We start from the raw sequence: 26016 nt of genomic DNA, 5'->3' as shown, positions 1-26016 counted from the left end.
CCAGAAGCCGGCTCAGCCGATCTCGACCCGCCCGTCGAGCCCGACGACGCGACCCAGGCCACGGACGCGGCTGAGCAAGCGTTCGCCGTTGAGTTCGGCCCATTCGGCGGGCAGGCGCAGCACCACCTTGCCGTCCTCCACCACGAGCGGCATCCGCTTGAGCGGGCCCGCCATCCCGGCTGAGACCGGGAAGGCGACGCGCATGAGCGCCCCGACGAGGCGAGCGCGGTCGAACAGGCGCGGGCCGGCGAGCGCCCGCAGGGTCGGGCTCGCCTTTTCCGGCGCGACGCCCTCGTGGCGGAAATAGCCCGATAGAGCGAGGTAGGCACGGCCGGGATGGTCGATGCCGGCGAAGGCTGCGTTGGCGAGCACGTTGAGGCTCTGCTCGCCGCGGTAATCGGGATGCGCCCGCCAGCCGATATCCGAGAGCAGGCAGGCGGCGTGGCGCAGGCGACGCTCGCCCGCGGTCTCGGGACCGTCCAGGCTGGTGATGAACTGGTCGGTCCATTCGCGCAGCTCGTCGCCGTGGCCGGGCGAGCGGGCGCGCTGCACGTTCAACTCTCGCGCCGAGACGATCAGCGGATCGGTCAGACGCGTCTCGCGGTCGAGCTGCTCGAATAGCAGGCCCTCGCGCACGCCGAAGGCGGAAATCGCGATCTCGCGCGGACGGCCCGCCCGAATGATCTCTTCGAGCACCACCGCACCAAAGGCCAGCAGCGGCCGGCGCGCCTCGGCGATGGTCTCGACCTCCTGCAGGGTCGCGGCGTCGCTCGCCTCGACCATTTCGAGGAAGCTCAGCTCGTCGGAGGGCTCCACCGCGTAGCCGTGCATGACGTGGAGCGGATAATCGCGGGCGGCCTGATGCAGCCGGGCCAGCGCCCGCCACGTGCCGCCGACCGCGTAAAAGGTGCGCCCGCGCAAGGTGTCGAGTTGCGGCTCGGCCTTCTTCAGATGCTCGCGGGCGATCTTGCGCGCCTTCTTGAGCGAGCCTTCGGAGAGATCCTGAAGCGCCAGCCCGCCGAGCGGCATGGTCACGCCCTGGCCGACCGTGGTGCCGTTGACGTCGACGAGTTCGAGCGAGCCGCCGCCGAGGTCGCCGACCACGCCATCGGGCGCGTAGAAGCCGGAGACGACGCCGAGCGCCGACAACTCGGCCTCGCGCCGGCCGGAGAGAAGCTGGATCTCCTGGCCGAGTGCCTCGCGCGCGGCGTCCAGGAAGGCCGGGCCGTTGGCCGCATCCCGCGCGGCGGCGGTCGCCAGGACGAAGATGCGCGAGACCCGCATCGTATCACACAGGACGCGGAAGCGGCGGAGCGCCGTGAGCGCCCGCTGCACGGAATCCTCGTTGAGGCGGCCCGTGGAGAAGACGCTGCGGCCGAGCCCGCACAGCACCTTCTCATTATAGAGCGGCGTCGAGGCGCGCTGGAGCCCGTCATAGGCGACGAGCCGCACCGAATTCGAGCCGATATCGATGATCGCGACGGGATCGAACGTCATGCCAGTCATCATCGGGGCCGGCCGTTCGGCGGAGTGGGCGAGCGTCAGGTGAGGACGTGTCGGACCCATGCAGCCCCCTCTCAGGGAAGCACCCCGCGCAAGGGGCGCTCACGATGGTGCAGGGGCGGAAGCCGCCCGAACACTCACGAAAGTCGCGGACCGGAAACCGGCCGAGCACTTAGGATAGTACCGGGCCGGAAACCGGCCCGGTGCAGGCCGTGGTCAGGACCGCTGGGCGCGGCGGCTGAGCGCCCGCGGGCTCGACTTCTTCGATGACTTTCCGCGCCCGGACAGGCTCGGATTCGTCATGAAATACTTGTGCGCATTGAACGGTTCCTCCCCGTCCGCAGGGCTGATCCGCTCGCTCGCACCCGATGCCAGTACACGCCAGCTCTGCCGGTTGTCGAGAAGATTGGCCAGCATGATCTGATCGAGCACCTGCTGATGCACAGTCGGATTGGTGATCGGCAGCAGGGATTCGACCCGCCGGTCGAGGTTGCGCTGCATCAGGTCGGCCGAGGAAATGTAGAGGGTGGCCTTCGGGTGCGGCAGCCCGGCGCCGTTGCCGAAGGCGTAGACGCGCTCGTGCTCGAGGAAGCGCCCGACGATCGACTTGACCCGGATCGTGTCGGACAGCCCCGGAATGCCCGGCCGCAGGCAGCAGATGCCGCGCACGATGCAATCGATCTGCACGCCCTCCTGGCTGGCATCGTAGAGCGCATCGATGATCTGGCTGTCGACCAGGGAGTTGCACTTGATCCAGATCGCCGCCGGGCGCCCGGCCTTGGCGTGGGCGATCTCCTCCTCGATGTGCTGCAAGAGGCGCGGCTTCAGGGTCAGCGGCGAGACCGCCATGCGCTCCAGTTCCGCCGGCTCGGCGTAGCCGGTGATGAAGTTGAAGATGCGCGAGACGTCCCGGGCGATGGCCGGATCGGCGGTGAAGAAGGACAGGTCGGTGTAGATGCGCGCGGTGATGGGGTGATAGTTGCCGGTGCCGACATGGCAGTAGTTGACGAGGCGGTCGCCCTCACGGCGTACGACCATCGACAACTTGGCGTGGGTCTTCAGCTCGACGAAGCCGAACACCACCTGCGCGCCCGCCTTCTCGAGGTTGCGCGCCCAGCGGATATTGGCCTCCTCGTCGAACCGGGCCTTCAGCTCGACCAGTGCGGTGACGGACTTGCCGGCCTCCGCCGCCTCCGCGAGTGCGGCCACGATCGGCGAGTTCGATGAGGTGCGGTAGAGCGTCTGCTTGATCGCCACGACGTTCGGATCGCGGGCGGCCTGGGCCAGGAACTGCACCACCGAGTCGAACGACTCGTAGGGGTGGTGGACGATGAAATCCTTCTGGCGGATCGCCGCGAAGACGTCGCCGCCCGATTCACGGATGCGCTCGGGGAAGCGCGGATTGTAGGGCTTGAACTTGAGGTCCGGCCGGTCGACCCCGACGATCTGCGACAGCTCGTTGAGCGCCAGCATCCCCTCGACCACGAAGACCGAGTCCGGCGCCATCTCCAGCTCGTCGGCGACGAAGGCGCGCAATTCCTCCGTCATGCCCGCCTCGACCTCCAGGCGGATGACGACGCCGCGGCGGCGGCGCTTGATCGCCGATTCGAAGTGCAGGACGAGGTCTTCCGCCTCCTCCTCGATCTCCAGATCGGAGTCGCGCACGACGCGGAAGGCGCCCTGCCCCTTCAGCGAGTAGCCGGGGAAGAGCCGGCTCGCGTATTTCGCGATCACCTGCTCGATGGCGATGAAGCGGGCGGTGCCGTCGCCGATGACCTCGGGCAGGCGCACGAACCGGTCGAGCAGGGACGGCAGACGGATCAGGGCGCGCAGGGTGCGCCCGTCACGGGGCCGCACCATCATCAGCGCGACGGTGAAGCCGAGATTGGGGATGAACGGGAAAGGGTGGGCCGGATCGATCGCGAGCGGCGTCAGCACCGGGAAGATGTAGGTGAGGAAATAGTCGTCGAGCCAAGCAAGGTGCTCCGCCGACAGCTCTGCCGGCTCCGCGAGGTGGATGCCGTTGCCGTTCAGCTCCTCGCGCAGCGCGCGCCAGCGATCCTGCTGGTCCAACGCCAGCCGCGAGACTTCCGTGCCGATGCGGGCGAGCTGCTCGGACGGGGTCAGGCCGTCCTGCGAGGGCACGACGAGGCCGGCGCGGACCTGATCGTGCAGGCCGGCGACACGCACCATGAAGAACTCGTCCAGATTGTTGGCCGAGATCGAGAGGAAGCGGAGCTGCTCCAGCAGCGGATGGTTGGGGTTGGAGGATTCCTCCAGAACCCGGCGGTTGAACTGGAGCCAGGACAGCTCACGGTTCACGAACCGCTCGGGCGAGTGGCGGAGCGATCGCCCTGCCTCCAGCACCGGCTCGCGGGCGGCCTCGGCCGCATCGCTCTCCGCTTTGGCATCGGCCTCCGACGGCTTCTCGGCGGCCTTCTCCGCCGCGAGGATGCGGGCGGCGCGAGCAGTCCGGGCGCGGGCGGATTCGCTGCGCACACCCCGCTCGGTGGCGAGGCTGGTCTCTTCGGTCTCGGTCGCCTCCGTATCCCGGGCGACGACATCCGACTCCACTTCCGACAACGCCCTGGCTCCCTTCCGCTCCGAAGCGCGTCCGGTCACGATGCGACCGGTGACGACTCCGCCCCTTGCAGTGCTGCGCGGCTCCCTAACATAGGGCGGCCGAACCGGTTTGACGGTTTCGTGACGCTGGCGGCCGACTCACGACCCTCCCGCGGCCTCTTCCTCTTCGCCGCCCCCCTCTTCCTGACCCTCGCCTCCCCCATCGGCGGCTTCCATCCGGTCGAGGACGGCGAGCGCGAGCGGCCGGGTGATGCGGCGGCGGCGGCCGAGCGCGTCGCGGTCGAGTTCGGCCACGACCTCGCGGACGCGGGCGAGCGAGCGGTCGATGCGCAGGGCCAGGGCATCGACCACCGAGGTGTCGATGCCGAGTTGCCGGTCGGCGAACAGCTTGACGATCACCGCCTTCAGGAGCGCGTCGTCCGGCGGGCCGATCTCGGCGCCGGGCGCGAGCCGCAGCCGCGAGCGCAGGTCGGCGACCTTGAGGCCGAAGCCGTCCACCGGTCCGCAGGCCGTGAGCAGCACCGGAAAGCGGCGCTCGCGCGCGAGGTTGAGCAGATGGAACAGGGCCGCCTCGTCGCGGCCCGCCGCGCGGTCCACGTCCTCGACCACGAGGGCGCCGTTGGAAATCAGATGCGACACGCGGTCCATCGCGACGTCCGCGGCAGGGACCGTCCAGGCTTGCGCCCGCGTCGCCCAGATCGAGGCGAGATGGCTCTTGCCGCTGCCGGGCGGGCCGCGGAGCAGGAACACGGTGTCCGGCCAGTCGGGCCACGCCTCGATCAGGGCGTAGGCCTCCTCGTTGGAGGGGCTGACGAGGAAATCCTCGGCGCCGTAGCGCGGATCGAGCGGCAGGTCGAAGGTGAGCTGCTTCGGGGGTTCCGTGTCGCGCATCCTCGCACCTTACACCAAGTTGCTCGACACGAGTCGGGAGACGAGCGCCCGGCGAACGCCCGCACTGCCTCCGGCTATCAGGAAGGGTCGTCGGCGCGGGATTCTCCGCCGCCGCCGCGCGATCAATCGCGGGCGGGCAGCGTCGAGTTCCCCGACTCCCCGATCAGCAGCGGCCCGTCGCCCCGGTAGAGCTTGCTCTCGAGGTAGCGCTCGATGCCGAAGCGCACGACGACACCGATCGAGGCGGCCACCGGCACCGCGAGCAGGAGCCCGAGGAAGCCGAACAGCGAGCCGAAGGCGAGGAGCGCGAACATCAGCCAGACCGGGTGGAGGCCGACCGAATCGCCCACGAGCTTGGGCGAGATCACGTTGCCTTCGAGGAACTGCCCGACGAGGAACACCCCGACGGTCAGCCCGATATGCAGCCAGTCCCCGCTGGGCCACCACTGCACCAGGGCGACGCCGACCGAGAGCAGGAAGCCGGTGAGCGTGCCGACATAGGGGATGAAGGTGAGGAAGCCCGAGATCATCCCGATCAGGACGCCGAAGTTCAGCCCGACGAAGAACAGGCCGATCGCGTAGAACGAGCCGAGGATCAGGCAGACGAGACTCTGGCCGCGCACGAAGCCGGTCACCGCCCCGTCGATCTCGCCCGCGAGCCGCCGCGCCGTCGGGCGGTGGCGCGGAGGCACCCAACCGTCGAGGGCAGCGATCATCCGGTCCCAGTCGTGCAGCACGTAGAAGGCGACGACCGGCGTGACGACGAGCAGCGAGGCGATGGAGACGAGCGCCTGGCTCCCGGTCCAGAGCGACTTGAGGAAGGCCAGGAACCACGTACCGCCCTGCCCGACCAGCGTGCCGACGGAGGATTGCAGTTCGTTGACGACCTCGGCCCCGCCGATGCGCTGGAGCAGCGGCCCGGCCCGCTCCACGAGGATGCTCTGCAACCGCCCGACCATGCCCGGCAGGGCGTTGACGAGCGAGGCGATCTGCCCGGCGATCAGTGGCACAACGATGATGAGCACCACCACGAGCCCGACGACGAAGCCCGCCAGGATCAGCAGCGTGGCGGCGAGCCGGCCGAGGCCGAGCCGCTCCAGCCGGTCGGCCAGCGGATCGAGCAGATAGGCCAGTGCCAGCCCCGCCACGAAGGGCAGCATCACCTCGCGCAGCTCGTAGAGCAGGAAGACGATGACCGCGAGGATCGACAGCCCGATGATTGCCCGCCCACGCATCGAGATGCCGTCCCCGTCAATCCGTCCGGCGCGGACAGTGGGAAGCGGGGCGCGCCCGGTCAAGGCGGACCTCGCATGGCGGAGCTTGCCGCGCGCAGCGGGAAGGCGTTCGATCACCGCCTCGCCTCGAGCGACTCGGGCACCATGGCAACCGGGGCCACCGATCGAGGCGCTTTTCGCCCAGGGGCCGGAATGATGCTGTGCCCGAACATGCCGCCCCGCGCCGGTGACAGTGGCCAATCGCGCCGCGATGTGGCAGCGGGTTTTGGCATGACCAGCGATTACCGGACGACGGGGCGGCGATGACGGCGCAGGACGGAAACGGGCTCACCTACGCGCAGGCCGGCGTCGATATCGACGCGGGCAACGCGCTCGTCGAGACGATCAAGCCGCTGGTGCGCGCCACCCGCCGGCCGGGGGCGGATGCCGAGATCGGCGGCTTCGGCGGCCTGTTCGACCTCAAGGCGGCCGGCTTCAAGGACGCGATCCTGGTCGCCGCCAATGACGGCGTCGGCACCAAGGTGAAGATCGCCATCGAGACCGGACGCCACCACACGATCGGCATCGACCTCGTGGCGATGTGCGTCAACGACATCATCGTGCAGGGCGCCGAACCGCTGTTCTTCCTCGACTATTACGCCACCGGAAAGCTGGTGCCCGGCGTCGGCGCCGACATCGTGCGCGGCATCGCCGAGGGCTGCCGGCAGGCGGGCTGCGCGCTGATCGGCGGCGAGACCGCCGAGATGCCGGGCCTCTACGACGGCGCCGACTACGATCTCGCCGGGTTCTCGGTGGGCGCGGCCGAGCGCGGCACGCTGCTGCCGCGCCCCGGCATCCTGCCCGGTGACGTCGTGCTCGGCCTGCCCTCCTCGGGCGTCCACTCGAACGGGTTCTCGCTGGTGCGGCGGATCGTGGCCAAGACCGGCCTCGGCTACGACGCCGACGCGCCGTTCGCGCCCGGCCGCAGCCTCGGCGAGGCGCTGCTGGAGCCGACCCGGATCTACGTGAAGCCGCTGCTCGCCGCCCTGAAGCGGGCCGGCGGCATCCGGGCGCTCGCCCACATCACCGGCGGCGGCTTCCCCGACAACCTCCCCCGCGTCCTGCCCGACGGCGTCGGCATCGCCATCGACCTCTCGGCCATCGCCGTGCCGCCGGTCTTCGGCTGGCTCGCGCGCGAGGGCGGGGTCGCGCAAGCGGAGATGCTGCGCACCTTCAACTGCGGCATCGGCATGGTGGTGGTCGCCGCCGCCGACGCGGCCGACGCCGTGGCGGACGCGTTGACCGAGGCCGGCGAGGCGCCGGTCCGGCTCGGGCACATCACCGAGCGCGGGGCGGAAGCCGTGACCTTCACGGGGCAGCTCGCCCTGTGAGCGCTCCGACCCCGAAGAAGCGCGTCGCGATCCTCATCTCGGGTCGCGGCTCGAACATGGTCTCGCTGATCGAGGCGGCACGCGCGCCGGACTATCCGGCCGAGATCGTGCTCGTGCTCTCGAACCGCCCCGACGCCGCCGGCCTCGACCGCGCGCGGGCGGCGGGCATCCGGGCCCACGCCATCGACCACAAGGCGTTCCCCGATCGCGCCCGCTTCGACGCCGCGCTCCAGGCGGAACTGGACGAAGCGGGCATCGAGTTGATCGTACTCGCCGGCTTCATGCGCATCCTCACCGACGCCTTCGTCGAGGCTTGGGGTGGCCGGATGATCAACATTCACCCCTCGCTGCTGCCGCTGTTCAAGGGCACGCACACCCATGAGCGCGCGCTGGAAGCGGGCGTGCGCCTGCATGGCTGCACGGTGCATTACGTCGTGCCGGAACTCGATGCCGGCCCGATCGTGGCCCAGGCCGCCGTGCCGGTGCTGCCGGGCGACGACGCCGACACGCTGAGCGCCCGCGTGATCGTTCAGGAGCACCGGCTCTACCCGGCAGCGCTGGCCCTGATCGCGGGCGGCGGCGCCACGTTGGAAGGAGGCCGCGTGCGCTTCACGGCGCAAGCGCGCGACGCCGGATCGGCGATCCTCTCGCTCTGAACGCAGCTTCGATCGCACCACTCCACCTCGCACCCTCATCCTGAGGTGCCGCGAAGCGGCCTCGAAGGGTGCTCCCGTGCCCGCCCGATCCCTGGACGATCCTTCGAGGGCCACGCTCCGCGCCGCCACCTCGGGATGAGGTCGAGGATCGGATGGGAGCGGCCGGGCCAGCGCCCAAAAAATCAGAAAAAGATCGGCCGCGCGCTCGCTGAGTGCTCGACCAGCACCGCGCCGGTGGCCGGATCGACCTCCTTGAGCACCGCGTCGTAGCCCCAGAGGTCGGCGAGGTGCTGGAGCACGCGGCGGGCATCCTCCCGCTGCAGGGTGATGCGGTTGAGCGCCTTGTGGTGGAGGATCAGCCGGCGGTCGCCTTCGAGATCCACGTCCACCACCTCGATGTCGGGGTCGAGCCACGCCACGTCGTATTGGCGGGCGAAGGAGCGCCGCATCTTGCGGTAGCCGCGCTCGTCATGGATCGCCGCGACGCGCATCTCCGGCTCGTCGGGATCGTCCACGACGTGGAACAGCCGCATGTCGCGCATGAGTTTGGGGCTCAGGAACTGCGCGATAAAGCTCTCGTCGCGATAATTCTCCCAGCAATCGCGCAGCACGCCCATGGCGTCGCCGGTCCCGGCGATGTCGGGGAACCAGTCCCGGTCCTCGTCCGTCGGCTGCTCCACGATGCGGGCGATGTCCTGCATCATGGCAAAGCCCAACGCGTAGGGGTTGTGGCCGCCGAAGGAGCGGTCGTCGAAATTCGGCTGGCGGATGACGTTGGTGTGCGAGGTCAGGAACTCGAGATAGGCCGCCTCGCTGAGCTGCCCCTTCTGCGAGAGGGAATTCATGATCCGGTAGTGGCAGTAGGTGGCGCAGCCCTCGTTCATCACCTTGGTCTGGCGCTGCGGGTAGAAGTACTGCGCCACGAGCCGGACAATCCGAAGAATCTCGCGCTGCCAGGGTCGCAGGCGCGGGGCCACCTTCTCCAGGAAGTAGAGGATGTTCTCCTGGGGCAGCTCCAAGAGCGCCCTGCGCCGCTCCAGGGCCGGGTCGCCCTTGGCCGCGCCGGCCTTGGCCGGCAGCGTGCGCCAGAGGTCGTTGTAGATCTGCTCGCCGTGCTCCTCGCGCTCGCGCTCGCGCCGCTGCTCGCTCGCCAGATCGGGTCGCTTCTTGCGGGGATAGCGGTGGACGCCCTGGCTCATCAGGGCGTGGGCGGCGTCGAGCACGTGCTCGACCGCCTGATGCCCGTAGCGCTCCTCGCAGCGGGCGATGTAGCTCTTGGCGAAGTCGAGATAGTCGAGGATGCCCTCGGCATCGGTCCACTGCCGGAACAGATAGTTGTTCTTGAAGAAGTGGTTATGGCCGAAGGCGGCGTGGGCGATCACCAGCGTCTGCATCGTCGCCGTGTTCTCCTCCATGACGTAGGAGATGCACGGATCGGAGTTGATGACGATCTCGTAGGCGAGCCCCATCAGGCCGCGGCGGTAGCTCGCCTCCTGCTGAGCGAAGTGTTTGCCGAAGGACCAGTGCTTGTAGAACAGCGGCATGCCGATCGAGGCATAGGCGTCGAGCATCTGCTCGGCGGTGATGATCTCGATCTGGTTCGGGTACCACGACAGGCCGAGTTCGGGCCCGGCCACCGCCTCGCAGGCATCGTGGATGCGCCGGATCGTCTCGAAGTCCCAGTCATTGCCGGAAAACAACAGCTCGCCCGGTTTGGGTGCTGTCGACTTCGTGCGGCTCAGGCTCGCGACCATGTCGGCCCTTCTCTTCGACGCTGTCTCGCCTCCCCTCGCGGGGAAGCCTATCGCTCCGCCTCCGCCCGCGCATCCTTGCGGCCGAACAGCTCGCGGAACACGGGGTAGATGTCGCGGCGGTGGTTCACCTTGCGCATGGCGAGCGGCTCGCCGGCCTTGGCCAGGGCCTCGTAGGTCCGCCACAGGGTCGTGCGGTGCTCGACGAAGCCAGCGCGCGGGCCGTTCTCGTCGCCGACTTCGAGATAGGCGAAGTGCTGGCAGGCCGGCAGGATGTGCGCGCGCAGCAATTCGGTCGAGGTCGGCCCGTCGGAGGAAACGTTGTCGCCGTCCGAGGCTTGGGCGGCGTAGATGTTCCAGTCGTCCGGCGAGTAGCGCTCGGTGACGATGCGCTTCATCTCGACCAGCGCCGAGGAGACCAGCGTGCCGCCGGTCTCGCGGGAACCGAAGAAGGTCTCCTCGTCCACCTCGGCCGCCTTGTCGGTATGGCGGATGAAGACGATCTCGACGTGCTTGTAGCGGCGCGTCAGGAAGATGTGCAGCAGGATGTAGAAGCGCTTGGCCAGATCCTTCATGTGCTCGGTCATCGAGCCCGAGACGTCCATCAGGCAGAACATCACGGCCTGGGCGATCGGCTTCGGATAGGGCTCGAACCGGCGGAAGCGCAGGTCGATCGGATCGACATAGGGGATGCGCTTGGAGCGCTCGCGCAGTTCGAGCAGCTTGAGCTTCAGGTCGGGCAGGCGCGGATCCCTGGCGATCTCAGCCGCGGCGATCTCGGCCTCCAGGGCCGCCACCTCCTCCAGCTTCGGCCGCTTGAGGGCGATGCGCCGGGACATGGAATTGCGCAGCGTGCGCGACAGGGCGAGGTTGGCCGGCGAACCCGAGACGGTATAGCCGGCCCGCCGCAGGCCTTCCGTCTCGACCACCGCCAGACGCCGCTTGGCGAGATCGGGCAGTTCGAGGTCTTCGAGGAAGAGGTCGAGGAACTCTTCGCGCGTCAGGACGAAGTGAAAGGCGTCCTCGCCGTTCTCGCCACCGTCCCCGCCCTCGCCGGAGCCGCCGCCTCCCCCGCCGCCCGGCGGGCGCTCGATGCGGTCGCCCTCCACATAGGTCTTGTTGCCGGGCAGGATGTAGTCCTGATGGCCCGTGCCCGGCTGGCGCGAGAAGCGCGGTTCGCGCACCCCGTCGCCGGGCACGGTGATGCGCCCGTCCTTGCCGAGGTTCTTGATATCCTTCTCGCGGGCGGATTCCCGAACCGCGCGCTGTGCGACGTCCTTGACCCGGCGCAGGAAGCGTTGGCGGTTCGGGAGGCTCTTACCACCTGGATTGAGCCGACGGTCGACGATGTGCATCCGGGGTCGCTCAGCGCCTTCAAGTCTCACGTCCCCGCTCGGGGACAAAGGTGCGGAAGTGCGGCGGCGGATGCCGGAGGACTTGGCCTCAGCCCGCCTGCTTCACCCGCATGTACCATTCCACGAGTCGCCGGACCTGCCGTTCGGTGTAGCCCCGGTCGGTCATGCGATCGACGAACTCGCCGTGCTTCTTCTCCGTGTCGCTGTCCTTCTTTGATCCAAAGGAGATCACGGGCAGCAGTTCCTCGACCTGAGAGAACATCCGCCGTTCGATCACTTCGCGCAACTTCTCGTAGGATGTCCAGGACGGGTTGCGCCCGCCGTGCTGCGCCCGGGAGCGCAGCGCGAACTTCACGACCTCGTTGCGGAAATCCTTCGGGTTGGCGATGCCGGCGGGCTTCTCGATCTTGGTCAGCTCCTGGTTGAGGAGCTCACGGTTGAGGAGCTGGCCGGTTTCGGCGTCCTTGAAGTCCTGATCTTCGATCCAGGCGTCGGCGTAGTCGATGTAGCGGTCGAACAGGTTCTGACCGTAATCGTGGTAGGATTCGAGATAGGCCTTCTGGATCTCGTGGCCGATGAACTCGGCGTAGCGCGGCGCCAGCTCGGTCTTGATGAACTCCATATAGCGCTTCTCGGTCTCCGGCGGCAGCTGCTCGCGCCGGATCGCCTGCTCCAGCACGTACATCAGGTGGACCGGATCGGCCGAGATTTCGGTCGTATCGTGGTTGAAGGTCGCGGCCAGCACCTTGAAGGCGAAGCGGGTCGAGATCCCGTCCATGCCCTCGTCGACGCCGCCGGTATCCTTGTATTCCTGCATCGAGCGGGCGCGGGGATCGACCTCGCGTAAGGACTCGCCGTCGTAGACCCGCATCTTCGAGAACAGGTTCGAGTTGGCGTGCTCGCGAAGCCGCGAGAGCACCGAGACGCGGGCCAGCATCTCCAGCGTGCCCGGCGCGCAGGCGGCGGTGGAGAGTTCCGAGCCGGAAATCAGCTTCTCGTAGATGCGCTGCTCCTCCGTCACGCGGAGGCAGTAGGGCACCTTGATGACGTAGATGCGGTCGATGAAGGCTTCGTTGTTCTTGTTGGTCTTGAACGACTGCCACTCGGCCTCGTTCGAGTGGGCGAGGATCACGCCCGTGAAGGGGATCGCGCCGATATTCTCGGTGCCGACATAGTTGCCCTCCTGCGTCGCCGTGAGCAGGGGGTGGAGCATTTTGATCGGCGCCTTGAACATCTCGACGAATTCGAGAACGCCCTGGTTCGCCCGGTTGAGGCCGCCCGAGTAGGAATAGGCGTCCGGGTCGGCCTGGGACAGCGTCTCGAGCCGGCGGATGTCGACCTTGCCGACGAGCGACGAGATGTCCTGATTGTTCTCGTCGCCCGGCTCGGTCTTGGCGATGGCGATCTGGCGCAGGCGCGAGGGCCGCACCTTGATCACCTTGAAGCGGGAGATGTCGCCGTCGAACTCGTCGAGGCGCTTCAGCGCCCAGGGGCTCATCAGGCCGGTGAGGCGGCGGCGCGGGATGCCGAAGCGCTCCTCGATCTCCCGGCCCATGACCTCCGGATCGAACAGGCCGAGCGGGCTCTCGAAGACGGGCGAGACCTCGTCGCCGGCCTTCAATACGTAGACCGGATGGATCTCCATCAGCGCCTTGAGGCGCTCGGCGAGCGACGACTTGCCGCCGCCGACGGGGCCGAGCAGGTAGAGGATCTGCTTTCGCTCCTCCAACCCCTGCGCGGCGTGGCGGAAGAACGAGACGATCCGCTCGATCGTCTCCTCCATCCCGTAGAACTCGGAGAAGGCCGGGTAGGTCCGAATCGTGCGGTTCATGAACACGCGGCCGAGGCGGGCATCCTTAGCGGTGTCCACCATCTCCGGCTTACCGATCGCATCGAGGATGCGCTCGGCCGCGGAGGCGTACATCAGAGGATTGTCGCGGCAGGCTTCCAGGTACTCGGAGAGCGTCATCTCCGTGTCGCGGCGCGCTTCGTAACCGCGAGCGAAGCTCTGGAACAGGTCGTTCGTCGAGTGCAGCGGCATTCGAACACCCCCTTCAGGCTGATGACAGCTTCATCCTGTCTCGGGTCGAACGCAACTGACATTGCGGGTTTTGTCGCACCGCCCACAGGAGGTCTGTCTTGCGTGTGAAACGGGACACACTCAAAGCTGGTCGGGATTTAGCCCGAGCTTGACCGGCCTCGGACCGGAGGCAGAAACCTCCGGCCGAAGACCGGAAGCTCCTGAAATCCGTCGGAATTGCTGCATCGCGGCATTGCCATGCACGAAATGGTCCATCCGATCAGAGATCGGTGCCGCTCTTCTTCTCGTCCTTGGACTTGTCGTCCTTGCCGACGGTGATGCGGATGTCGCGCTTCTCGATCTCGCCGTCGGAATTCTTGATCTCGACGACGACCCCGTCGGAGCCGGTATAGCCGCTGTTGGGCTGGTAGAAGATCGCCTGAACCTCGGCGTCCTTGTTGGGGCAGCGGTACTTGGACGGCGTCTTCAGCTTGCCGGCCTTCGTGATGAGCGAGCCGGATTTCGGCGGCGTCACCACCTTGATCTCCGGCATCGGGCCGGCCGAACAATCCTTCTTCAGGTTCGGCACGATCACGAGGCGTGCCTGCTTGCCGGCGGGCACGGTCTCACTCTTGGTGACGGTGGTCTGGGCCAGGGCGGGCCCGGCGAGAAAGAGCCAAGCCGCGGCGAAGGCAGTGGGCAGCGCCGCAATCGGTCGAGTGGCCGGTCTTTTGGCAGTGGTCGGCAGATCCATCGGCGTTTCCTTGAGCGTCGTCGGGCGACCCGCCGGAGAGCGGCCGGCCGCCGACGAGGATGTGGGGAGGGCGCCGGCCCGCGTCGAGGCTTGCCTCTTCGAATCTTGCCGATCGAATCTTGCCGATCGAATCTCGCCGAACGCGGCGCCTGCTCAGTGCTGCAGCGCAGCGGCGACCGTGCCGGTCACCCGCGCGATCTGCGCGTCATCGAGATGACCGGCGAGCGCCTGCGTCAGCGCCCTCTCGACGCGCTCGCGTTCGCCGAGGTCGGCGAAGGGTGCAGCCGGAATGTCCCCATCGCCCAAATCGCAGGCGCGGCGGATGGTATCGGCGGCCCTGAGCAGCGTCTCCCGATCGGCCGGCCCCATATCCCAGAGCGGTGCACGCAGCCGGCTGATGACCCGCCGCGCGTCCCGGTATTCCCGATCGACCGTGGTCGAAGCCTCGATCTGGCTGACGAGGAACATCAATTCCAGAACCTCGTTGGCGGCTTCCGGGCAAGCGCGCACGATCCGCATCACGCGGGCGATGAGTTCCTGGGTCGGAGACATCCGGGAGCGAGGGGGGGCCATGGCGCCTCAACGCCGTTCCACCGGTAAAGTTCAGCCTCCATCTGCCGGCCGAAGCGCCAGGGTGGGCCGAAATCCGCAAGCCCGGCCAATACCTTGCGCGCAAGCGAGTTTTCGGAATTCGATGGCGGCCGCCGACCCCGCCTCAGGCAGCCTCGTGATCCGCCTCGTCGAGGCCGGCGAGCAGGGCCCGGCAGGCACGCAGCTCGGCAAGCGCCCCCTCGAGCGCCCGGCGATCCGAGGCGGCCGCCTCGACGCTTTCCTCGTCCCGGTCGATGCCGGTCGGCGCGCCGACCTCGGCCTCGCCCCGGCCGAGCGCCTGGACGAAGCGCACGCCGTTCTCCTTAAGGACGCGCTGCGCCCCGCGGATCGTGTAGCCTTTTCCGCGCAGCAGGCAGCTCACGCCCTTGATGAGATCGACATCCTCCGGCCGATAATAGCGCCGGCCGCCGGCCCGCTTCGTCGGCTTGATCTGGCTGAACCGGCTCTCCCAGAAGCGCAGGACGTGCTGCGGCACGCCGAGTTCCTCGGACACCTCGGTGATGGTGCGGAAGGCGCCGGGGCTCTTCTCGCTCCGCTCGTCACCGGTGGGAGAATCGAGGGCGGGCGATTCCAGCGGCAGTCCCATGGCAGCGCCTCAAACCAGATCGTGCGGGGGAGGACCGGGGCGGCGTGGCCGGGTCACTCGTCATCATCCATGTCGAGCCCGTTGACGTGGCCGCCATTGATGCGGGCCTTGAGCACGTTCGAGGGCTTGAACACCATCACCTGCCGCGGCTCGATCTCGACCTCGACACCGGTCTTCGGATTGCGGCCGATGCGCTTGCCCTTGGAGCGCACGACGAAGGAGCCGAACGAGGACAGTTTCACCGTCTCGCCCGAGGATAGGCACGTGCAGATCTCGGCGAGCACCGTCTCGACCAGTGCAGCCGATTCGGCCCGTGATAGACCGACCTGCTGGTAGACGGCCTCGCTCAAATCTGCGCGTGTGACCGTCTTGCTTGCCATCCGCTCCCCCTTCCGGCCGAGTTGCTCGACATCCATGCCATCCTTCTCAGGATGTACGGATGCAGCCTCCGCTCAAATGCCGTACGGGTTCCCCGACAAAGGATCCCGCCGTGTATCTCTATGATCGAACACGCTAATCGGCTGAAGGGCGACGGTCAACAGAACCTTGCGGTTGACAGCGGTTGACAGGAGGCCAAGCCCGTTCCGGCGCCCATCACCTACCATCGGATGAGCGCGGCGCCCCAGGTGAACCCGCCGCCGATCGCCTCGATCATCACGAGGTCGCCCTCGCGGATGCGTCCGTCGCGGCGGGCAGCGTCCAGCGCCAGGGGGATCGAGGCGGCCGAGGTGTTGCCGTGCCGATCGACGGTGAGCACCACCTTTTCGCGGGCGATGCCGAGCTTGTCGGCCGAGGCCTCGATGATCCGGCGGTTGGCTTGGTGCGGCACGAACCACGCGAGGTCGTCTGCGGTGGTGCCGGAGGCGCGGAAGGCGTCCTCGATCACGTCGGTCACCGAGCCGACCGCGAAGCGGAACACCTCGCGGCCCTCCATGCGCAGCTTGCCCGTGGTGCCGGTCGAGCCGGGCCCGCCATCGACGTAGAGCTTGGCGCGGTGGCGCCCATCCGAGCGCAGGCAGCTCGAGAGCACGCCGCGGTCGGCACTCGTGCCCTCACCCTCTCGAGCCTCCAGCACGATGGCGCCCGCGCCGTCGCCGAACAGCACGCAAGTGGTACGGTCCTCCCAGTCGAGCAGCCGCGAGAAGGTCTCGGCGCCGATGACCAGGGCACGCTTGGCCCCACCCGTCGTCAGGAAGCGGTCGGCGGTGGCCACCGCGTAGACGAAGCCGGCGCAGACCGCCTGGAGGTCGAAGGCGAAGCCGCCCTCGATCCCGAGCGCCGCCTGGATCTGGGTGGCGGTGGAGGGGAAGGTGTGATCGGGTGTCGAGGTCGCGCAGATCACGAAATCGATATCGGCAGGCGAGAGCCCGGCATCGTCGAGGGCCGCCATCGCCGCGCGGGTGCCGAGCACCGAGGTCGTCTCGTCCGGCCGCGCGATGTGGCGCTGGCGGATGCCGGTGCGCTGGACGATCCACTCGTCGGAGGTCTCGATCCCGCGTTCGGCGAGGTCTGTGTTCGTGACGACGGTCTCGGGCAGATACGCCCCGCAGCCGACCACGACGGAGCGCGAATGCGCCATCAGATCCGTCCCTTTCTTATATTCTGTGCCCGGCTCACTTCTCGACCAAGCCGGTTTCGAGCCCGGCGGCGACCGCCGGCGTCTGCTCCAGCATATCCCGGATCGTCCGCATCAGGTCATAGCGCGCCATGTCGTAGGCAAGATCGACGGCTGCCGCGAAGCCCTGAGCGTTTTCCGAGCCGTGGCTCTTGATGACGATGCCCTCCAATCCGAGGAACACGCCGCCATTGGCCCGGCTCGGGTTCATCTTCTCGCGCAGGGCCGCGAAGGCTTGGCGCGCGAACAGGTAGCCGATCTTGGCCGAGAGGGTCCGCCCCATCGCCGCCTTGAGATAGGACGCGATCTGCTTGGCCGTGCCCTCGGCCGTCTTGAGGGCGATGTTGCCGGTAAATCCTTCCGTCACCACGACATCCGTGGTGCCGCGTCCGAGATCGGTGCCCTCGACGAAGCCGTGATACGAAAAATTGGCCAGCTCCGACTCGCGCAGGAGGCGGGCGGCCTCCTTCACGGCTTCGTTGCCCTTCATCTCCTCGGTGCCGACATTGAGCAGCCCGACCGTCGGGCGCTCGACGTCGAGGACGATCCGGGCCATGGCCGAGCCCATCACCGCCATCTCGACCAGATGCTCGGCATCGGTGCCGATGGTGGCGCCGACATCGAGCACCACGCTCTCGCCGCGCACCGTCGGCCACAGGCAGGCGATGGCCGGGCGCTCGATGCCGGCCATGGTCTTGAGGCAGATCTTCGACATCGCCATCAAGGCGCCGGTGTTGCCGGCCGAGACCGCGGCCTGGGCCTCGCCGTCGCGCACCGCCTGGATCGCCCGCCACATCGAGGACTTGCCCCGGCCCTGGCGCACCGCCTGGCTCGGCTTGTCGTCCATGGCGATCGAGACGGTGGTGTGGCGGATCTCGACGGCGCCCTTCAGGCGCGGCTCGGCCTCGACGAGGGGGCGCACCACCGCCTCGTCACCGAACAGGATGAAGTGGAGTTCAGGGTGCCGCTCACGGGCGATGGCCGCACCGGGCACGACGGTCGTGGGGCCGTGATCGCCGCCCATGGCGTCGAGCGAGATGCAAACGCGGTTCGACATGGTTCCTTCGGGGCGCCGCGGGACAAGCCGGCGGGCAGCGAGCGTGAAGGGGCATCACAGGCCCCGGAATCGGCGGCGCAAAATAGCGGCAGCGCCCCGCCGGGCAAACAAAAACTGACCCGTCGTCGCGATGAGGCCCGCCGGAGGGCTGGCGGACCCGTCCATCAACTCTTGTCCCCACCGAGCTTGGCGCGCAGTGCCGCGAGATCGGAGAACGGCAGCGGATCCTCGCCGACCGTGACCGCATCGAAGGCGACGCCGGGCTTGCGCGGGTAGGGATCGAGGCCGAGCGCCAGGAATTCCGCGGTCAGCACGCCGAAATCGACGCGCCCGTTCACGATCGGATCGGGGAGATCGACATCCTCGGCGTCGGTGCCCTCCAGGATGTCGGCATTGGTGAAGTCGACCTCGACGGGTTCGGAGACCTTCGCCTCGAAGGGTTCGAGCGTCACGGTGCAGATCTGGGTCACCGCGGCCTCGACCCGGCCCTCGGCGCGCAGCCGAGTCAGCGAACCGCTCAAGGTGAAGCGGCCGACGAGGTCGCGGATGGCGGGGACCTTGAAGTCCCGGGCCAGCGCCTCGCACTCGGCCGGATTCGCCTCGACGACGATCTCGGCGCGGTCCTTGGGCAGGCGCTCGACGTTGACGGAGCGGGAGAGCGGCCCTGCGGGCTTCGGCGTCATCGATGGTCTCCTGAATCGTCTATCGCGGCCGCGCCGACGGGCTCGGGGAAGCGCGGCCCCTCGCCGAGCAGGCCGTCGAGATCTTGGGCCCCCAGCGCGGCGGCGGCGGCCTCGACATAGGATGCCAGCGGCCCGGCGGCCTCGGATGCGACGCCGTCGAGGACGTTGCGGGCGAGTGTTTCGGCCAGCCCGGCCCGGTCGCCCGCATCGAGCGCGGCGCCGTAGGCTCCGGCCCGGGCGTAGAACGAAGCCCCGAGCTTCTTGATGCGCTTGGGCACGCCCATGTCGCCGATGCCGAGTTCGCGCAGCGAAGCGTCGAGCTGCCTGAAGACGGAATCGACCAGATCCTGCGCCACGTCCGCCGCCGGCGGCGGCAACTGGCCGAGGCGGCGCAGCACGAGGATCACGTGCAGGCTCAACGCCTCGAACCGGCCCTCCACGGTGTCGGGCACGCCGAGCCCCGTATAAAGGCCGGGCCGGCGCGCGGCCTCGCCGATTGTCCGATGCAGCGACTGAATCGTCCGCCGCCGCCGGTCGGCGCGGCGGAATAAGCCCGCGATCATACGTTCCACCGGATGTGCCGACGCTGTGGCCAAGCTTGCCTTGTCAAAGCCATAACCCCGCGGTACGGCAACCGCGGACCAGGGTGCAAGTCCGAAGACGCGCGAGTTGAAACGCGCCGCGGATGAAGACCCTTTTGGCATGAAATCAGGGGGGCCGATGTCGCGCCGTCTCGTCTCGTCGCTTGCCCGCGCGGCCGTTCTCGGCTCCGTCGCGATCGGCGTATCAGGCTGCATCGGCGAGGATATCCGCCACGGCTATCAGATCGATCAGGCGGCTCTGGCCACGGTGAAGCCGGGCATGGGTGCCGAACAGGTGTTGCAGATCCTCGGCACCCCGTCCACCGTCTCCACGGTCGGCAACAAGTCCTGGTACTATATCAGCCAGAACACCCGCCGCACGGTGATGTTCCTCGGTGAGCAGATCGAGGACCAGAAGGTCACGGCAGTCTACTTCAGCCAGGGCATGAAGGTGGAGCGCGTCGCACTCTACGGCCTGCAGGACGGGCGCGTGTTCGACTTCATCGAGCGCACGACGCCGGCCAGCGGCTCCGACCGCGCCTTCATCAGCCAGCTCTTCCGCGGCCTGACCCGCTACGAGCCGTTCGGCAGCGGTGCCGGCGCCTCGGTCGTCCCCGGCGCCCGCGCCGGTCAGTAAGGGCGTCCGGGCGGGCCCACCAGGGCCCGCGCCACGGCGCCCGGCCCGGCGAACAGAAAGGCCGGTCTCGTACCGGCCAGGGCCTCGGGGCTGTTGTAGCCCCAGGCCACCGCGGCAAAGCCGCATCGGGCCTGTGCCGCCGCCTCCGCGTCGCGGATCTCGTCTCCCACCGCCAGCATGGCAGCCGGTTCGACGCCCGCTGCCCGCGCGACCGCGCGCAGGTGGCGCGCCTTGCCGAACAGCGAGGCACCGCAGGCATAGTGCCGGATGGATCCGGCCGACGCGCCGAGGGCACAGCGCACATTCGCCTCGCTGTTGGAACTCACGACGGCCAGGGCGAACCCCGCCGCATCGAGCCCCGCGAGCATCTCCGGAATGCCGGAAAACAGCCGCACCCGAGGAGCGTCGCGGGTCGCGAGGGCACGCATGTGACGGGCGATCAGCGGGACCTTCCAGGCGGGAATGCCGAGATCCTTCAGGATCGCCCGGGCGCTCAAGCCCCGTAGCCGTTCGGTCTCGTCCGCCCCGACCCGGCGGAAGCGGAAGCGCGCGGCCACGTCGTTGAGGTTGGCGCAGAACCAGGGAAAGGTGTCGGCGAGCGTGCCGTCGAAGTCGAAGGCGACGAGGCGGTAGGCAGCGGCCGCCGCAGCGTCCTCCGGGATCATGGCACTCACGGGATCGGGCACCTCAAGGAAGCGGGCCTGCCAGACGGCGGAAGGCGGCCCCGCTTGCGCAAGGCCGCCTCCTGTATTCGATCGCTCGGTGCGGCCGGAGGCCGAGGCCCGCCTTACGCCGCCTTCTGCGACAGCGAGGGATAATCGACGTAGCCTTCCGGCCCCTGGCTGTACCAGGTCTTCATGTCGTCCTTGGCGAAGGGCAGGCCCTTGGCGATGCGCTCGACCAGATCGGGGTTCGCGATGTAGGGCCGGCCGAAGGCGATGGCATCCGCCTCGCCCGAGGCGACCGCTCGTTTGGCGCGCTCGCCGTCATAGTCGCAGTTCAGGATGACCGGACCGCCGAAGCGCTCCTTGATGACGGGCGCTACCGGCGGCACCGTCGCCTTGCCGAAGGTGCCGTCCGGGCCCGGCTCGCGCATCTCGATGAAGGCGAGGCCGACGCGCTCCATCATCTCGGCGGCAAGCCCGAAGACCTCGTGCGGGTTGGAATCGTCCACGCCCTGGATCGGGCCGTTGGGCGAGAAGCGGATGCCGGTGCGATCCGCGCCGACGACGCCGGCCACCGCCTGCGCGACCTTGGTCACCAGCCGAACCCGGTTCTCGACCGAGCCGCCGTAGCGATCGCTGCGCTTGTTGCTGCCGTCGCGGATGAACTCGTCGAGCAGGTAGCCGTTCGCCGCGTGGATCTGCACGCCGTCGAAGCCCGCCGCGACGGCGTTGCGTGCCGCCCGCTCGTAATCGGCGATGAGCCGCGGGATCTCGTCCTCGCGCAGAGCCCGTGCCTGGCTGTAGGGCTTCTTGCCCGTGTAGGTGTGCGCCTCGTCCGGCGCCGTGGCGACCGAGGGGGCGACCGGCGGCTCGCCGCCGAGGAAGTCGGAATGGACGAGGTAGCCCATGTGCCAGAGCTGGCAGACGATGCGCCCGCCCGCCTCGTGCACGGCCTTCACCACCGGCTTCCACGCCTCGGTCTGCTCATCGGACCAGATGCCCGGCGCGTAGGGCCAGCCGAGCCCTTCCTGGCTGATGCCGGTCGCCTCGGAGATGATGAGGCCGGACGTCGCGCGCTGCGCATAATACGCGCCCATCAGCGGCGTCGGAACGTGGGTCCGGGTCGCGCGGGCCCGGGTCAGCGGAGCCATGAGAATTCGGTTCGGAAGCTTCAACGCGCCGAGCGTGATCGGGTCAAAGATTGAGGGCATTCGATACTCTATCGGGAGGGAGCGGCTCTCGAAAACGCTGCGGTGCAGTCGCAGGAGCCGCCTTCGGTGGGCTGAACCTTGTATCTGGCCGACCGGTTCGCCAGTGCGCTGGCGCACCTGCGCTGCGGCGTACAAGCCAACGTTACCCCTCCGTCAGCGCCTTCTCGTAGCACCACGCCTCCATGCCGTCCTCGTAATAGTCCGGCTTGGTCTCGGTTCGCGCATAGCCGCCCCGCTCGTAGAGCCGGATGCCGCCGCCGTTGTCGGCCCGCACCTCCAGGCGCAGCCGCCCGCAGCCATGGGCGCGGGCATCGGCCTCCGCCGCCTGCAGAAGCTTGCGCCCGAGCCCGAGGCCAGCGCGGGCGGGCGCGACGGCGAGGGACGAGAGCCGGGCGACGCGGCTGGTGCGCCGCCGCTCCGTCGTGGCGGCACCAACGAGGATCTCGACCTCGCCGCCCTCCGCCCGCTCGCGCGCGACGGCGACGAGAAGGGTCATGCTGACCGAGCGGATCGCGTGGCGGATCGCCCGCCGCTCGGCCCGGTCGGTGCTGAAGGCGGCGTGTTCGAGCGAGACGAGCGCGTCGAGATCAGCGAGCCGGGCCGGCCGGATCTCCACGGGCACGCGGGCAGCGACGCGCTCGCTGCGGGTGCTCACGCGACGCTCCAGGGATAGGACCATGTCTCGGTCAGGGCCTGATCGTCCGTCTTCAGATAGGCCCGCAATTCGGTCGCGCCCGGGCCGTCGAGCTGCACGTCGAGGGCGACGCGAAACCCGCCGACATGCGGGTTCGGCACGATCGAGGTCGCGGTGATCCGTCCGCGGCTGGTGCTGGCGACGACTTCGGGCGGCAGGGGATCGCCGAGACGCTTTGCCAGCGCCCCACCGCCGAAATCGATCAGGAAGCGCCGGTTGCGCAGGGCAGCCGCATCCGCGGCCCGGCGCGCGGCGCCGCTCGCGGCGGGCTCGGCGATGAAGGTGTTCACCACCTTGCCGTTCGGGTGGAGATCCTCAGCCGCGAGCGCCCGGATCGTATAGGCGAGCCGCACCGGCCGTCCTGCCGGATAAGGCTGCTCGGGGCGCCAGAACGCGACGACGTTATCGGCGGTCTCGTTGTCGGTCGGCAATTCCATCAGCACGACGCTGCCCTCGCCCCAGGAGCCCTCCGGCTCGACGAAGTAGCCGGGTCGGCGCTCGTAGCCGGCTTCCAGATCCTGGTAGCTGGCAAAGTCGCGATCGCGCTGCATCAGCCCGAAGCCCTTCGGGTCGCGGTCGAGAAAGGTCGAGATCCGCCGACTTTGCGGGTTGTCGAGCGGTCGCCACAGCCACTCGCCGGAGCCGGTGGCGAGCTGGAGCCCGTCCGAATCGTGCAGTTCCGGCCGGTAATCGTCGCTGTGGCCGCGATCGGTCTCGCTGATGAAGAACATCGAGGTCAGCGGCGCGATGCCGACGGAGGCCAGGTCCTGCCGCGGATAGAGCGTCGCGCTCACCCGCACCCCGGTGGTGCGGCCCGGCTCGACCGTGAAGCGGTAGGCGCCGGCCACGGACGGGCTGTCGAGCAGGGCGTGGATCGTCAGGGCCTTCGACGCCGCCGACGGCACCTCGATGTAGAACGCGCGGAAGAACGGAAACTCTTCCTTCTCGCCGTCCGAACCGATCGCGAGGGCGCGGGCGGAGAGACCGTAGAGCTGGTCCTGGCCGAGGAAGCGGAAATAGCTGGCGCCGGCGAAGACGATGAGTTCGTCGAGGCGGTCGGGCCGGTTGAGCGGCGCGTGGATGCGGATGCCGGCAAAGTTCAGGTCGCTCGGCAGCGTCCCGTCGATCCGTGTCCGGCCGAAATCGAAGAGCGCCGGATCGTAAGAGATCGGCGTGCTGATCCCGTCGCGCACGAGGCTCACGGAGACCGGGCGCGGATAGAGAAAGCCACGGTGGAACAGCTGAAGCCGGAACGGCCCGCCGGCTTGGCCGAGAAACGCACGGTCCTTTCGGAAGCGGATGTCGCGATAGGCGTCGTAATCGAGGCCCGCGAGCGGCGGCGGCAGCGGTGGGAAGCGGCCGTCGAAGGGCTGCGCCGCGAGCGCCTGCGCCTGGCGCTCGACCATGCCGGGCTCGAAAGGAAGGCTCCTCGCATCCTCCTCGGCGCAAGCCGGCAGGGCCGCGGCAAGGCCGGCGGCGGCGAGCCCCGACATCACGCCCCGGCGCGAGGGCACGCCCGTCGGCACGGCCTGGCCGTTGGGGGCGTGATGGCCTTTGGCGTGGATCATGATCCCATCCCGAAATGCCACGGTTCAATGGCCGCTTCGGTCGGGCTTGGAAAGGGGCTGGCCGGGCTCGTGCGATGCGGAGCTGCGTCTTTCGCGCAACAATCAGGCGCCACGCCGAATTCTCGTCAGATCCGGCCGGAAATCGGGGGGTAGCGGGCCCGTTTTCCCTTGTGGTCGAGAGCACCCGGTCGTATACGGCGCCTGCCCAATTTCGCACGTGCCTGTGGCCGCGTGTCGGTTGGTGGGCATCCGGTCAACTGCCGGACAGCCGCCAGGGGTCTTAAAGGATCGATGGTCGTAAAGGGTGGATCCCTACGGCCGGCATCCGGGTGGCGACACCAGACCCTAACAACAACCGGCAGCCGGAGGCGAAACCGGCGAACCCCGCTCTCCACGGGGGACGCAGCTTAAAGCAACGACGAACGGGCTTTTTTGGTCTCGTCTGCCCTCCAAAGGCCGACACCGAAGAGGCTTGTTTATCCTTGCCCGGCGTGCGGTTGGGGTTCCCCCATCCAATCCACGGCAGCTTCCGGGGTGCTTCTCGCGCCCGCTGACCGTTCCGCGTCTCCAAAGCGCGAAGCGGAAGCGACGCATCGCCCCCTGACGCCGACGGTCCTTCCGGGACCGTCACGATTCGATCTCGCGCCCTCGACGGCGCCTCGAACCTGTGGTGGGGACGACCAATGACCGATCGCATCCGCGATTACCTGCGCGCGCGCCGCGACCTCGGCCAGGACGAGGGTCCGGTGATGGTCCTCGATCTCGATGTCGTGCGCGACAACTACACGGCCTTCGCCCGCGCGCTGCCCGACACCCGCGTGTTCTACGCCGTCAAGGCGAACCCCGCCGCGGAAGTGCTGCGCCTGCTCGCCGAGATGGGCTCCTGCTTCGACACGGCTTCCGTGGCCGAGATCGAGATGGCGCTCGCCGCCGGCGCCACCGCCGACCGCATCTCCTTCGGCAACACCATCAAGAAGGAGCGCGACGTCGTCCGCGCGCTCAAGCTCGGCATCCGGCTCTTCGCGGTCGATTGCCAGGCCGAGGTCGAGAAAATCGTTCGCGCGAGCGAGGCGGCCGGCATCGCGGCCGGTGAGGTGCAGGTGTTCTGCCGCATCCTCTGCGACGGCGCGGGCGCCGACTGGCCGCTCTCGCGCAAGTTCGGATGCGAGCCGGAGATGGCGGTGAACGTGCTGGAGCACGCCCACCGGCACGGCCTGCATGCCTACGGCGTCTCGTTCCATGTCGGTTCGCAGCAGGCCAACACGGAAGCCTGGGACGGGGCGCTCGCCTCCGCCTCCGAAATCTTCCGGGAATGCGCGCTTCGCGGCATCGGCCTGTCGATGGTCAATCTCGGCGGCGGCTTCCCCACCAAGTACCTCAAGCAGGTGCCGGGGGTGGAAACCTACGGCGACGCGATCTTCCGCGCGCTCACCAAGCATTTCGGCAACCGCATCCCGGAAACGATCATCGAGCCGGGCCGCGGCATGGTCGGCAATGCCGGCCTGATCGAGGCCGAGGTCGTGCTCGTCTCCAAGAAGTCGGAGGCCGAGGACGAGGTGCGCTGGGTCTATCTCGACATCGGCAAGTTCGGTGGGCTGGCCGAGACCATGGACGAGTCGATCCGCTACGCGATCCGCACCGACCACGACGAGGACCGCATGGCGCCCTGCGTCGTCGCCGGCCCGACCTGCGATTCGGTCGACGTGCTGTACGAGAAGAACCACTACCCGCTGCCGGTCTCCCTCTCGATCGGCGACAAGGTGTGGATCGAGGGCGCGGGCGCCTATACCACGACCTACGCGGCGGTCGCCTTCAACGGCTTCCCGCCCCTCGAGCAGATCGTGATCTGAACGGCTGATCCCCGTGGTGCGGCCCCGCATCGCGCCGCGGGGCCGCCTCGGTCAGGCTTCGTTCACGCCTTTTCCCTCAGAAGTGCCGCGCGTCTCACGAGACGCGCATGTCGTTGTGTCCCGGACGGCCCGCCTCGGC

The 26016-nt window shown here is 68.5% G+C and carries 23 protein-coding genes; 4 read left to right on the top strand and 19 right to left on the bottom strand.

Annotated elements, in window-relative coordinates; genetic code table 11:
• Positions 1-12: 12 nt before the first annotated feature.
• The 4 genes from ppx to Y590_RS09455 form a co-directional block, all read right to left on the bottom strand.
• Positions 13-1566, bottom strand: a complete 1554-nt coding sequence (gene ppx / locus Y590_RS09470; protein ID WP_060769637.1) for an exopolyphosphatase — start codon at positions 1564-1566, stop codon at positions 13-15.
• A 153-nt stretch (positions 1567-1719) separates the two neighbouring features.
• Entirely contained in the window at positions 1720-4086 is a 2367-nt protein-coding gene (locus tag Y590_RS09465; protein WP_060769636.1) for an RNA degradosome polyphosphate kinase, read from the bottom strand.
• A 138-nt stretch (positions 4087-4224) separates the two neighbouring features.
• Positions 4225-4977 carry a P-loop NTPase family protein gene (locus Y590_RS09460; RefSeq protein ID WP_060769635.1) on the bottom strand — a complete coding sequence of 251 codons (753 nt, stop codon included), beginning with the start codon at positions 4975-4977 and terminating at the stop codon, positions 4225-4227.
• A gap of 122 nt (positions 4978-5099) precedes the next feature.
• Positions 5100-6212, bottom strand: a complete 1113-nt coding sequence (locus Y590_RS09455) for an AI-2E family transporter (protein ID WP_060772224.1) — start codon at positions 6210-6212, stop codon at positions 5100-5102.
• 302 nt (positions 6213-6514) lie between these two features.
• On the opposite strand from Y590_RS09455, the gene purM reads away from it, so the two are divergent.
• Positions 6515-7582, top strand: a complete 1068-nt coding sequence (gene purM, locus Y590_RS09450) for a phosphoribosylformylglycinamidine cyclo-ligase (RefSeq protein WP_060769634.1) — start codon at positions 6515-6517, stop codon at positions 7580-7582.
• Positions 7579-8238, top strand: coding sequence for a phosphoribosylglycinamide formyltransferase (purN, locus tag Y590_RS09445; RefSeq protein ID WP_060769633.1), 660 nt, complete (start codon positions 7579-7581; stop codon positions 8236-8238). The genes purM and purN overlap by 4 nt, the downstream gene beginning before the upstream one ends.
• 182 nt (positions 8239-8420) lie before the next feature.
• On the opposite strand, the gene Y590_RS09440 is transcribed toward purN, so the two are convergent.
• From Y590_RS09440 to Y590_RS09390, 11 genes are all read right to left on the bottom strand, one after another.
• A complete protein-coding gene (locus tag Y590_RS09440) occupies positions 8421-9992 on the bottom strand; it encodes a SpoVR family protein (protein ID WP_060769632.1) in 1572 nt (523 codons plus the stop codon).
• A 47-nt stretch (positions 9993-10039) separates the two neighbouring features.
• A complete protein-coding gene (locus tag Y590_RS09435; protein ID WP_060769631.1) occupies positions 10040-11344 on the bottom strand; it encodes a YeaH/YhbH family protein in 1305 nt (434 codons plus the stop codon).
• Positions 11345-11432: 88 nt separating this feature from the next.
• Complete coding sequence (locus tag Y590_RS09430; protein WP_060769630.1) at positions 11433-13385, bottom strand: PrkA family serine protein kinase; 1953 nt, start codon at positions 13383-13385, stop codon at positions 11433-11435.
• 259 nt (positions 13386-13644) lie between these two features.
• Positions 13645-14118: a hypothetical protein gene (locus Y590_RS09425; RefSeq protein WP_060769629.1), complete on the bottom strand. Its 474-nt coding sequence runs from the start codon at positions 14116-14118 to the stop codon at positions 13645-13647.
• A 153-nt stretch (positions 14119-14271) separates the two neighbouring features.
• Complete coding sequence (locus Y590_RS09420; RefSeq protein WP_060769628.1) at positions 14272-14691, bottom strand: hypothetical protein; 420 nt, start codon at positions 14689-14691, stop codon at positions 14272-14274.
• A 142-nt stretch (positions 14692-14833) separates the two neighbouring features.
• Positions 14834-15316, bottom strand: coding sequence for a MerR family transcriptional regulator (locus Y590_RS09415; protein WP_060769627.1), 483 nt, complete (start codon positions 15314-15316; stop codon positions 14834-14836).
• A gap of 53 nt (positions 15317-15369) precedes the next feature.
• Positions 15370-15696 carry an integration host factor subunit alpha gene (locus tag Y590_RS09410; RefSeq protein WP_060772223.1) on the bottom strand — a complete coding sequence of 109 codons (327 nt, stop codon included), beginning with the start codon at positions 15694-15696 and terminating at the stop codon, positions 15370-15372.
• A gap of 218 nt (positions 15697-15914) precedes the next feature.
• Complete coding sequence (locus tag Y590_RS09405) at positions 15915-16895, bottom strand: beta-ketoacyl-ACP synthase III (protein WP_060769626.1); 981 nt, start codon at positions 16893-16895, stop codon at positions 15915-15917.
• Positions 16896-16929: 34 nt separating this feature from the next.
• The gene (gene plsX / locus Y590_RS09400; protein ID WP_056119336.1) at positions 16930-17988 is read right to left on the bottom strand and encodes a phosphate acyltransferase PlsX; all 1059 of its coding nucleotides are present in this window, start codon (positions 17986-17988) and stop codon (positions 16930-16932) included.
• A 164-nt stretch (positions 17989-18152) separates the two neighbouring features.
• Positions 18153-18671: a YceD family protein gene (locus tag Y590_RS09395; protein WP_060769625.1), complete on the bottom strand. Its 519-nt coding sequence runs from the start codon at positions 18669-18671 to the stop codon at positions 18153-18155.
• Positions 18668-19234, bottom strand: a complete 567-nt coding sequence (locus tag Y590_RS09390) for a ubiquinol-cytochrome C chaperone family protein (RefSeq protein ID WP_060769624.1) — start codon at positions 19232-19234, stop codon at positions 18668-18670. Before Y590_RS09390 ends, Y590_RS09395 begins: the two co-directional genes overlap by 4 nt.
• Positions 19235-19391: 157 nt before the next feature.
• On the opposite strand from Y590_RS09390, the gene Y590_RS09385 reads away from it, so the two are divergent.
• Complete coding sequence (locus Y590_RS09385; protein ID WP_060769623.1) at positions 19392-19889, top strand: outer membrane protein assembly factor BamE; 498 nt, start codon at positions 19392-19394, stop codon at positions 19887-19889.
• Here Y590_RS09385 and Y590_RS09380 read toward each other — a convergent pair.
• The 4 genes from Y590_RS09380 to Y590_RS09365 all read right to left on the bottom strand — a co-directional run bounded on the left by Y590_RS09380 (position 19883) and on the right by Y590_RS09365 (position 24027).
• The gene (locus tag Y590_RS09380) at positions 19883-20554 is read right to left on the bottom strand and encodes an HAD hydrolase-like protein (protein ID WP_060769622.1); all 672 of its coding nucleotides are present in this window, start codon (positions 20552-20554) and stop codon (positions 19883-19885) included. The two genes, Y590_RS09385 and Y590_RS09380, sit on opposite strands and share 7 nt — an antisense overlap.
• A 122-nt stretch (positions 20555-20676) precedes the next feature.
• Entirely contained in the window at positions 20677-21765 is a 1089-nt protein-coding gene (locus Y590_RS09375) for an alkene reductase (protein WP_060769621.1), read from the bottom strand.
• Positions 21766-21907: 142 nt separating this feature from the next.
• Positions 21908-22444: a GNAT family N-acetyltransferase gene (locus Y590_RS09370; protein ID WP_060769620.1), complete on the bottom strand. Its 537-nt coding sequence runs from the start codon at positions 22442-22444 to the stop codon at positions 21908-21910.
• Positions 22417-24027 (bottom strand): glucan biosynthesis protein G, encoded by a 1611-nt coding sequence (locus Y590_RS09365; RefSeq protein ID WP_060769619.1) that lies wholly within the window; start codon positions 24025-24027, stop codon positions 22417-22419. Before Y590_RS09365 ends, Y590_RS09370 begins: the two co-directional genes overlap by 28 nt.
• Positions 24028-24710: 683 nt before the next feature.
• Between Y590_RS09365 and Y590_RS09360 the strand changes: the two genes are divergently transcribed.
• Positions 24711-25877 (top strand): type III PLP-dependent enzyme, encoded by a 1167-nt coding sequence (locus Y590_RS09360; protein ID WP_060769618.1) that lies wholly within the window; start codon positions 24711-24713, stop codon positions 25875-25877.
• Positions 25878-26016 lie beyond the last annotated feature (139 nt).

The sequence above is a fragment of the Methylobacterium sp. AMS5 genome (assembly GCF_001542815.1).
GTDB lineage: Bacteria > Pseudomonadota > Alphaproteobacteria > Rhizobiales > Beijerinckiaceae > Methylobacterium.
This window is presented reverse-complemented; position numbering and strand designations above follow the sequence as displayed.

Coding starts and splice junctions, on each gene's coding strand:
- Y590_RS09435 (WP_060769631.1), bottom strand. CDS start 11,344: ATGCACATCGTCGACCGTCGGCTCAATCCAGGTGGTAAGAGCCTCCCG.
- Y590_RS09460 (WP_060769635.1), bottom strand. CDS start 4,977: ATGCGCGACACGGAACCCCCGAAGCAGCTCACCTTCGACCTGCCGCTC.
- Y590_RS09405 (WP_060769626.1), bottom strand. CDS start 16,895: ATGGCGCATTCGCGCTCCGTCGTGGTCGGCTGCGGGGCGTATCTGCCC.
- Y590_RS09375 (WP_060769621.1), bottom strand. CDS start 21,765: ATGCCCTCAATCTTTGACCCGATCACGCTCGGCGCGTTGAAGCTTCCG.
- Y590_RS09410 (WP_060772223.1), bottom strand. CDS start 15,696: ATGGCAAGCAAGACGGTCACACGCGCAGATTTGAGCGAGGCCGTCTAC.
- Y590_RS09420 (WP_060769628.1), bottom strand. CDS start 14,691: ATGGCCCCCCCTCGCTCCCGGATGTCTCCGACCCAGGAACTCATCGCC.
- Y590_RS09440 (WP_060769632.1), bottom strand. CDS start 9,992: ATGGTCGCGAGCCTGAGCCGCACGAAGTCGACAGCACCCAAACCGGGC.
- Y590_RS09430 (WP_060769630.1), bottom strand. CDS start 13,385: ATGCCGCTGCACTCGACGAACGACCTGTTCCAGAGCTTCGCTCGCGGT.
- Y590_RS09365 (WP_060769619.1), bottom strand. CDS start 24,027: ATGATCCACGCCAAAGGCCATCACGCCCCCAACGGCCAGGCCGTGCCG.
- Y590_RS09380 (WP_060769622.1), bottom strand. CDS start 20,554: ATGATCCCGGAGGACGCTGCGGCGGCCGCTGCCTACCGCCTCGTCGCC.
- Y590_RS09390 (WP_060769624.1), bottom strand. CDS start 19,234: ATGATCGCGGGCTTATTCCGCCGCGCCGACCGGCGGCGGCGGACGATT.
- Y590_RS09395 (WP_060769625.1), bottom strand. CDS start 18,671: ATGACGCCGAAGCCCGCAGGGCCGCTCTCCCGCTCCGTCAACGTCGAG.
- Y590_RS09370 (WP_060769620.1), bottom strand. CDS start 22,444: ATGGTCCTATCCCTGGAGCGTCGCGTGAGCACCCGCAGCGAGCGCGTC.
- plsX (WP_056119336.1), bottom strand. CDS start 17,988: ATGTCGAACCGCGTTTGCATCTCGCTCGACGCCATGGGCGGCGATCAC.
- Y590_RS09385 (WP_060769623.1), top strand. CDS start 19,392: ATGTCGCGCCGTCTCGTCTCGTCGCTTGCCCGCGCGGCCGTTCTCGGC.
- purM (WP_060769634.1), top strand. CDS start 6,515: ATGACGGCGCAGGACGGAAACGGGCTCACCTACGCGCAGGCCGGCGTC.
- Y590_RS09360 (WP_060769618.1), top strand. CDS start 24,711: ATGACCGATCGCATCCGCGATTACCTGCGCGCGCGCCGCGACCTCGGC.
- Y590_RS09455 (WP_060772224.1), bottom strand. CDS start 6,212: ATGCGTGGGCGGGCAATCATCGGGCTGTCGATCCTCGCGGTCATCGTC.
- Y590_RS09415 (WP_060769627.1), bottom strand. CDS start 15,316: ATGGGACTGCCGCTGGAATCGCCCGCCCTCGATTCTCCCACCGGTGAC.
- Y590_RS09425 (WP_060769629.1), bottom strand. CDS start 14,118: ATGGATCTGCCGACCACTGCCAAAAGACCGGCCACTCGACCGATTGCG.
- ppx (WP_060769637.1), bottom strand. CDS start 1,566: ATGGGTCCGACACGTCCTCACCTGACGCTCGCCCACTCCGCCGAACGG.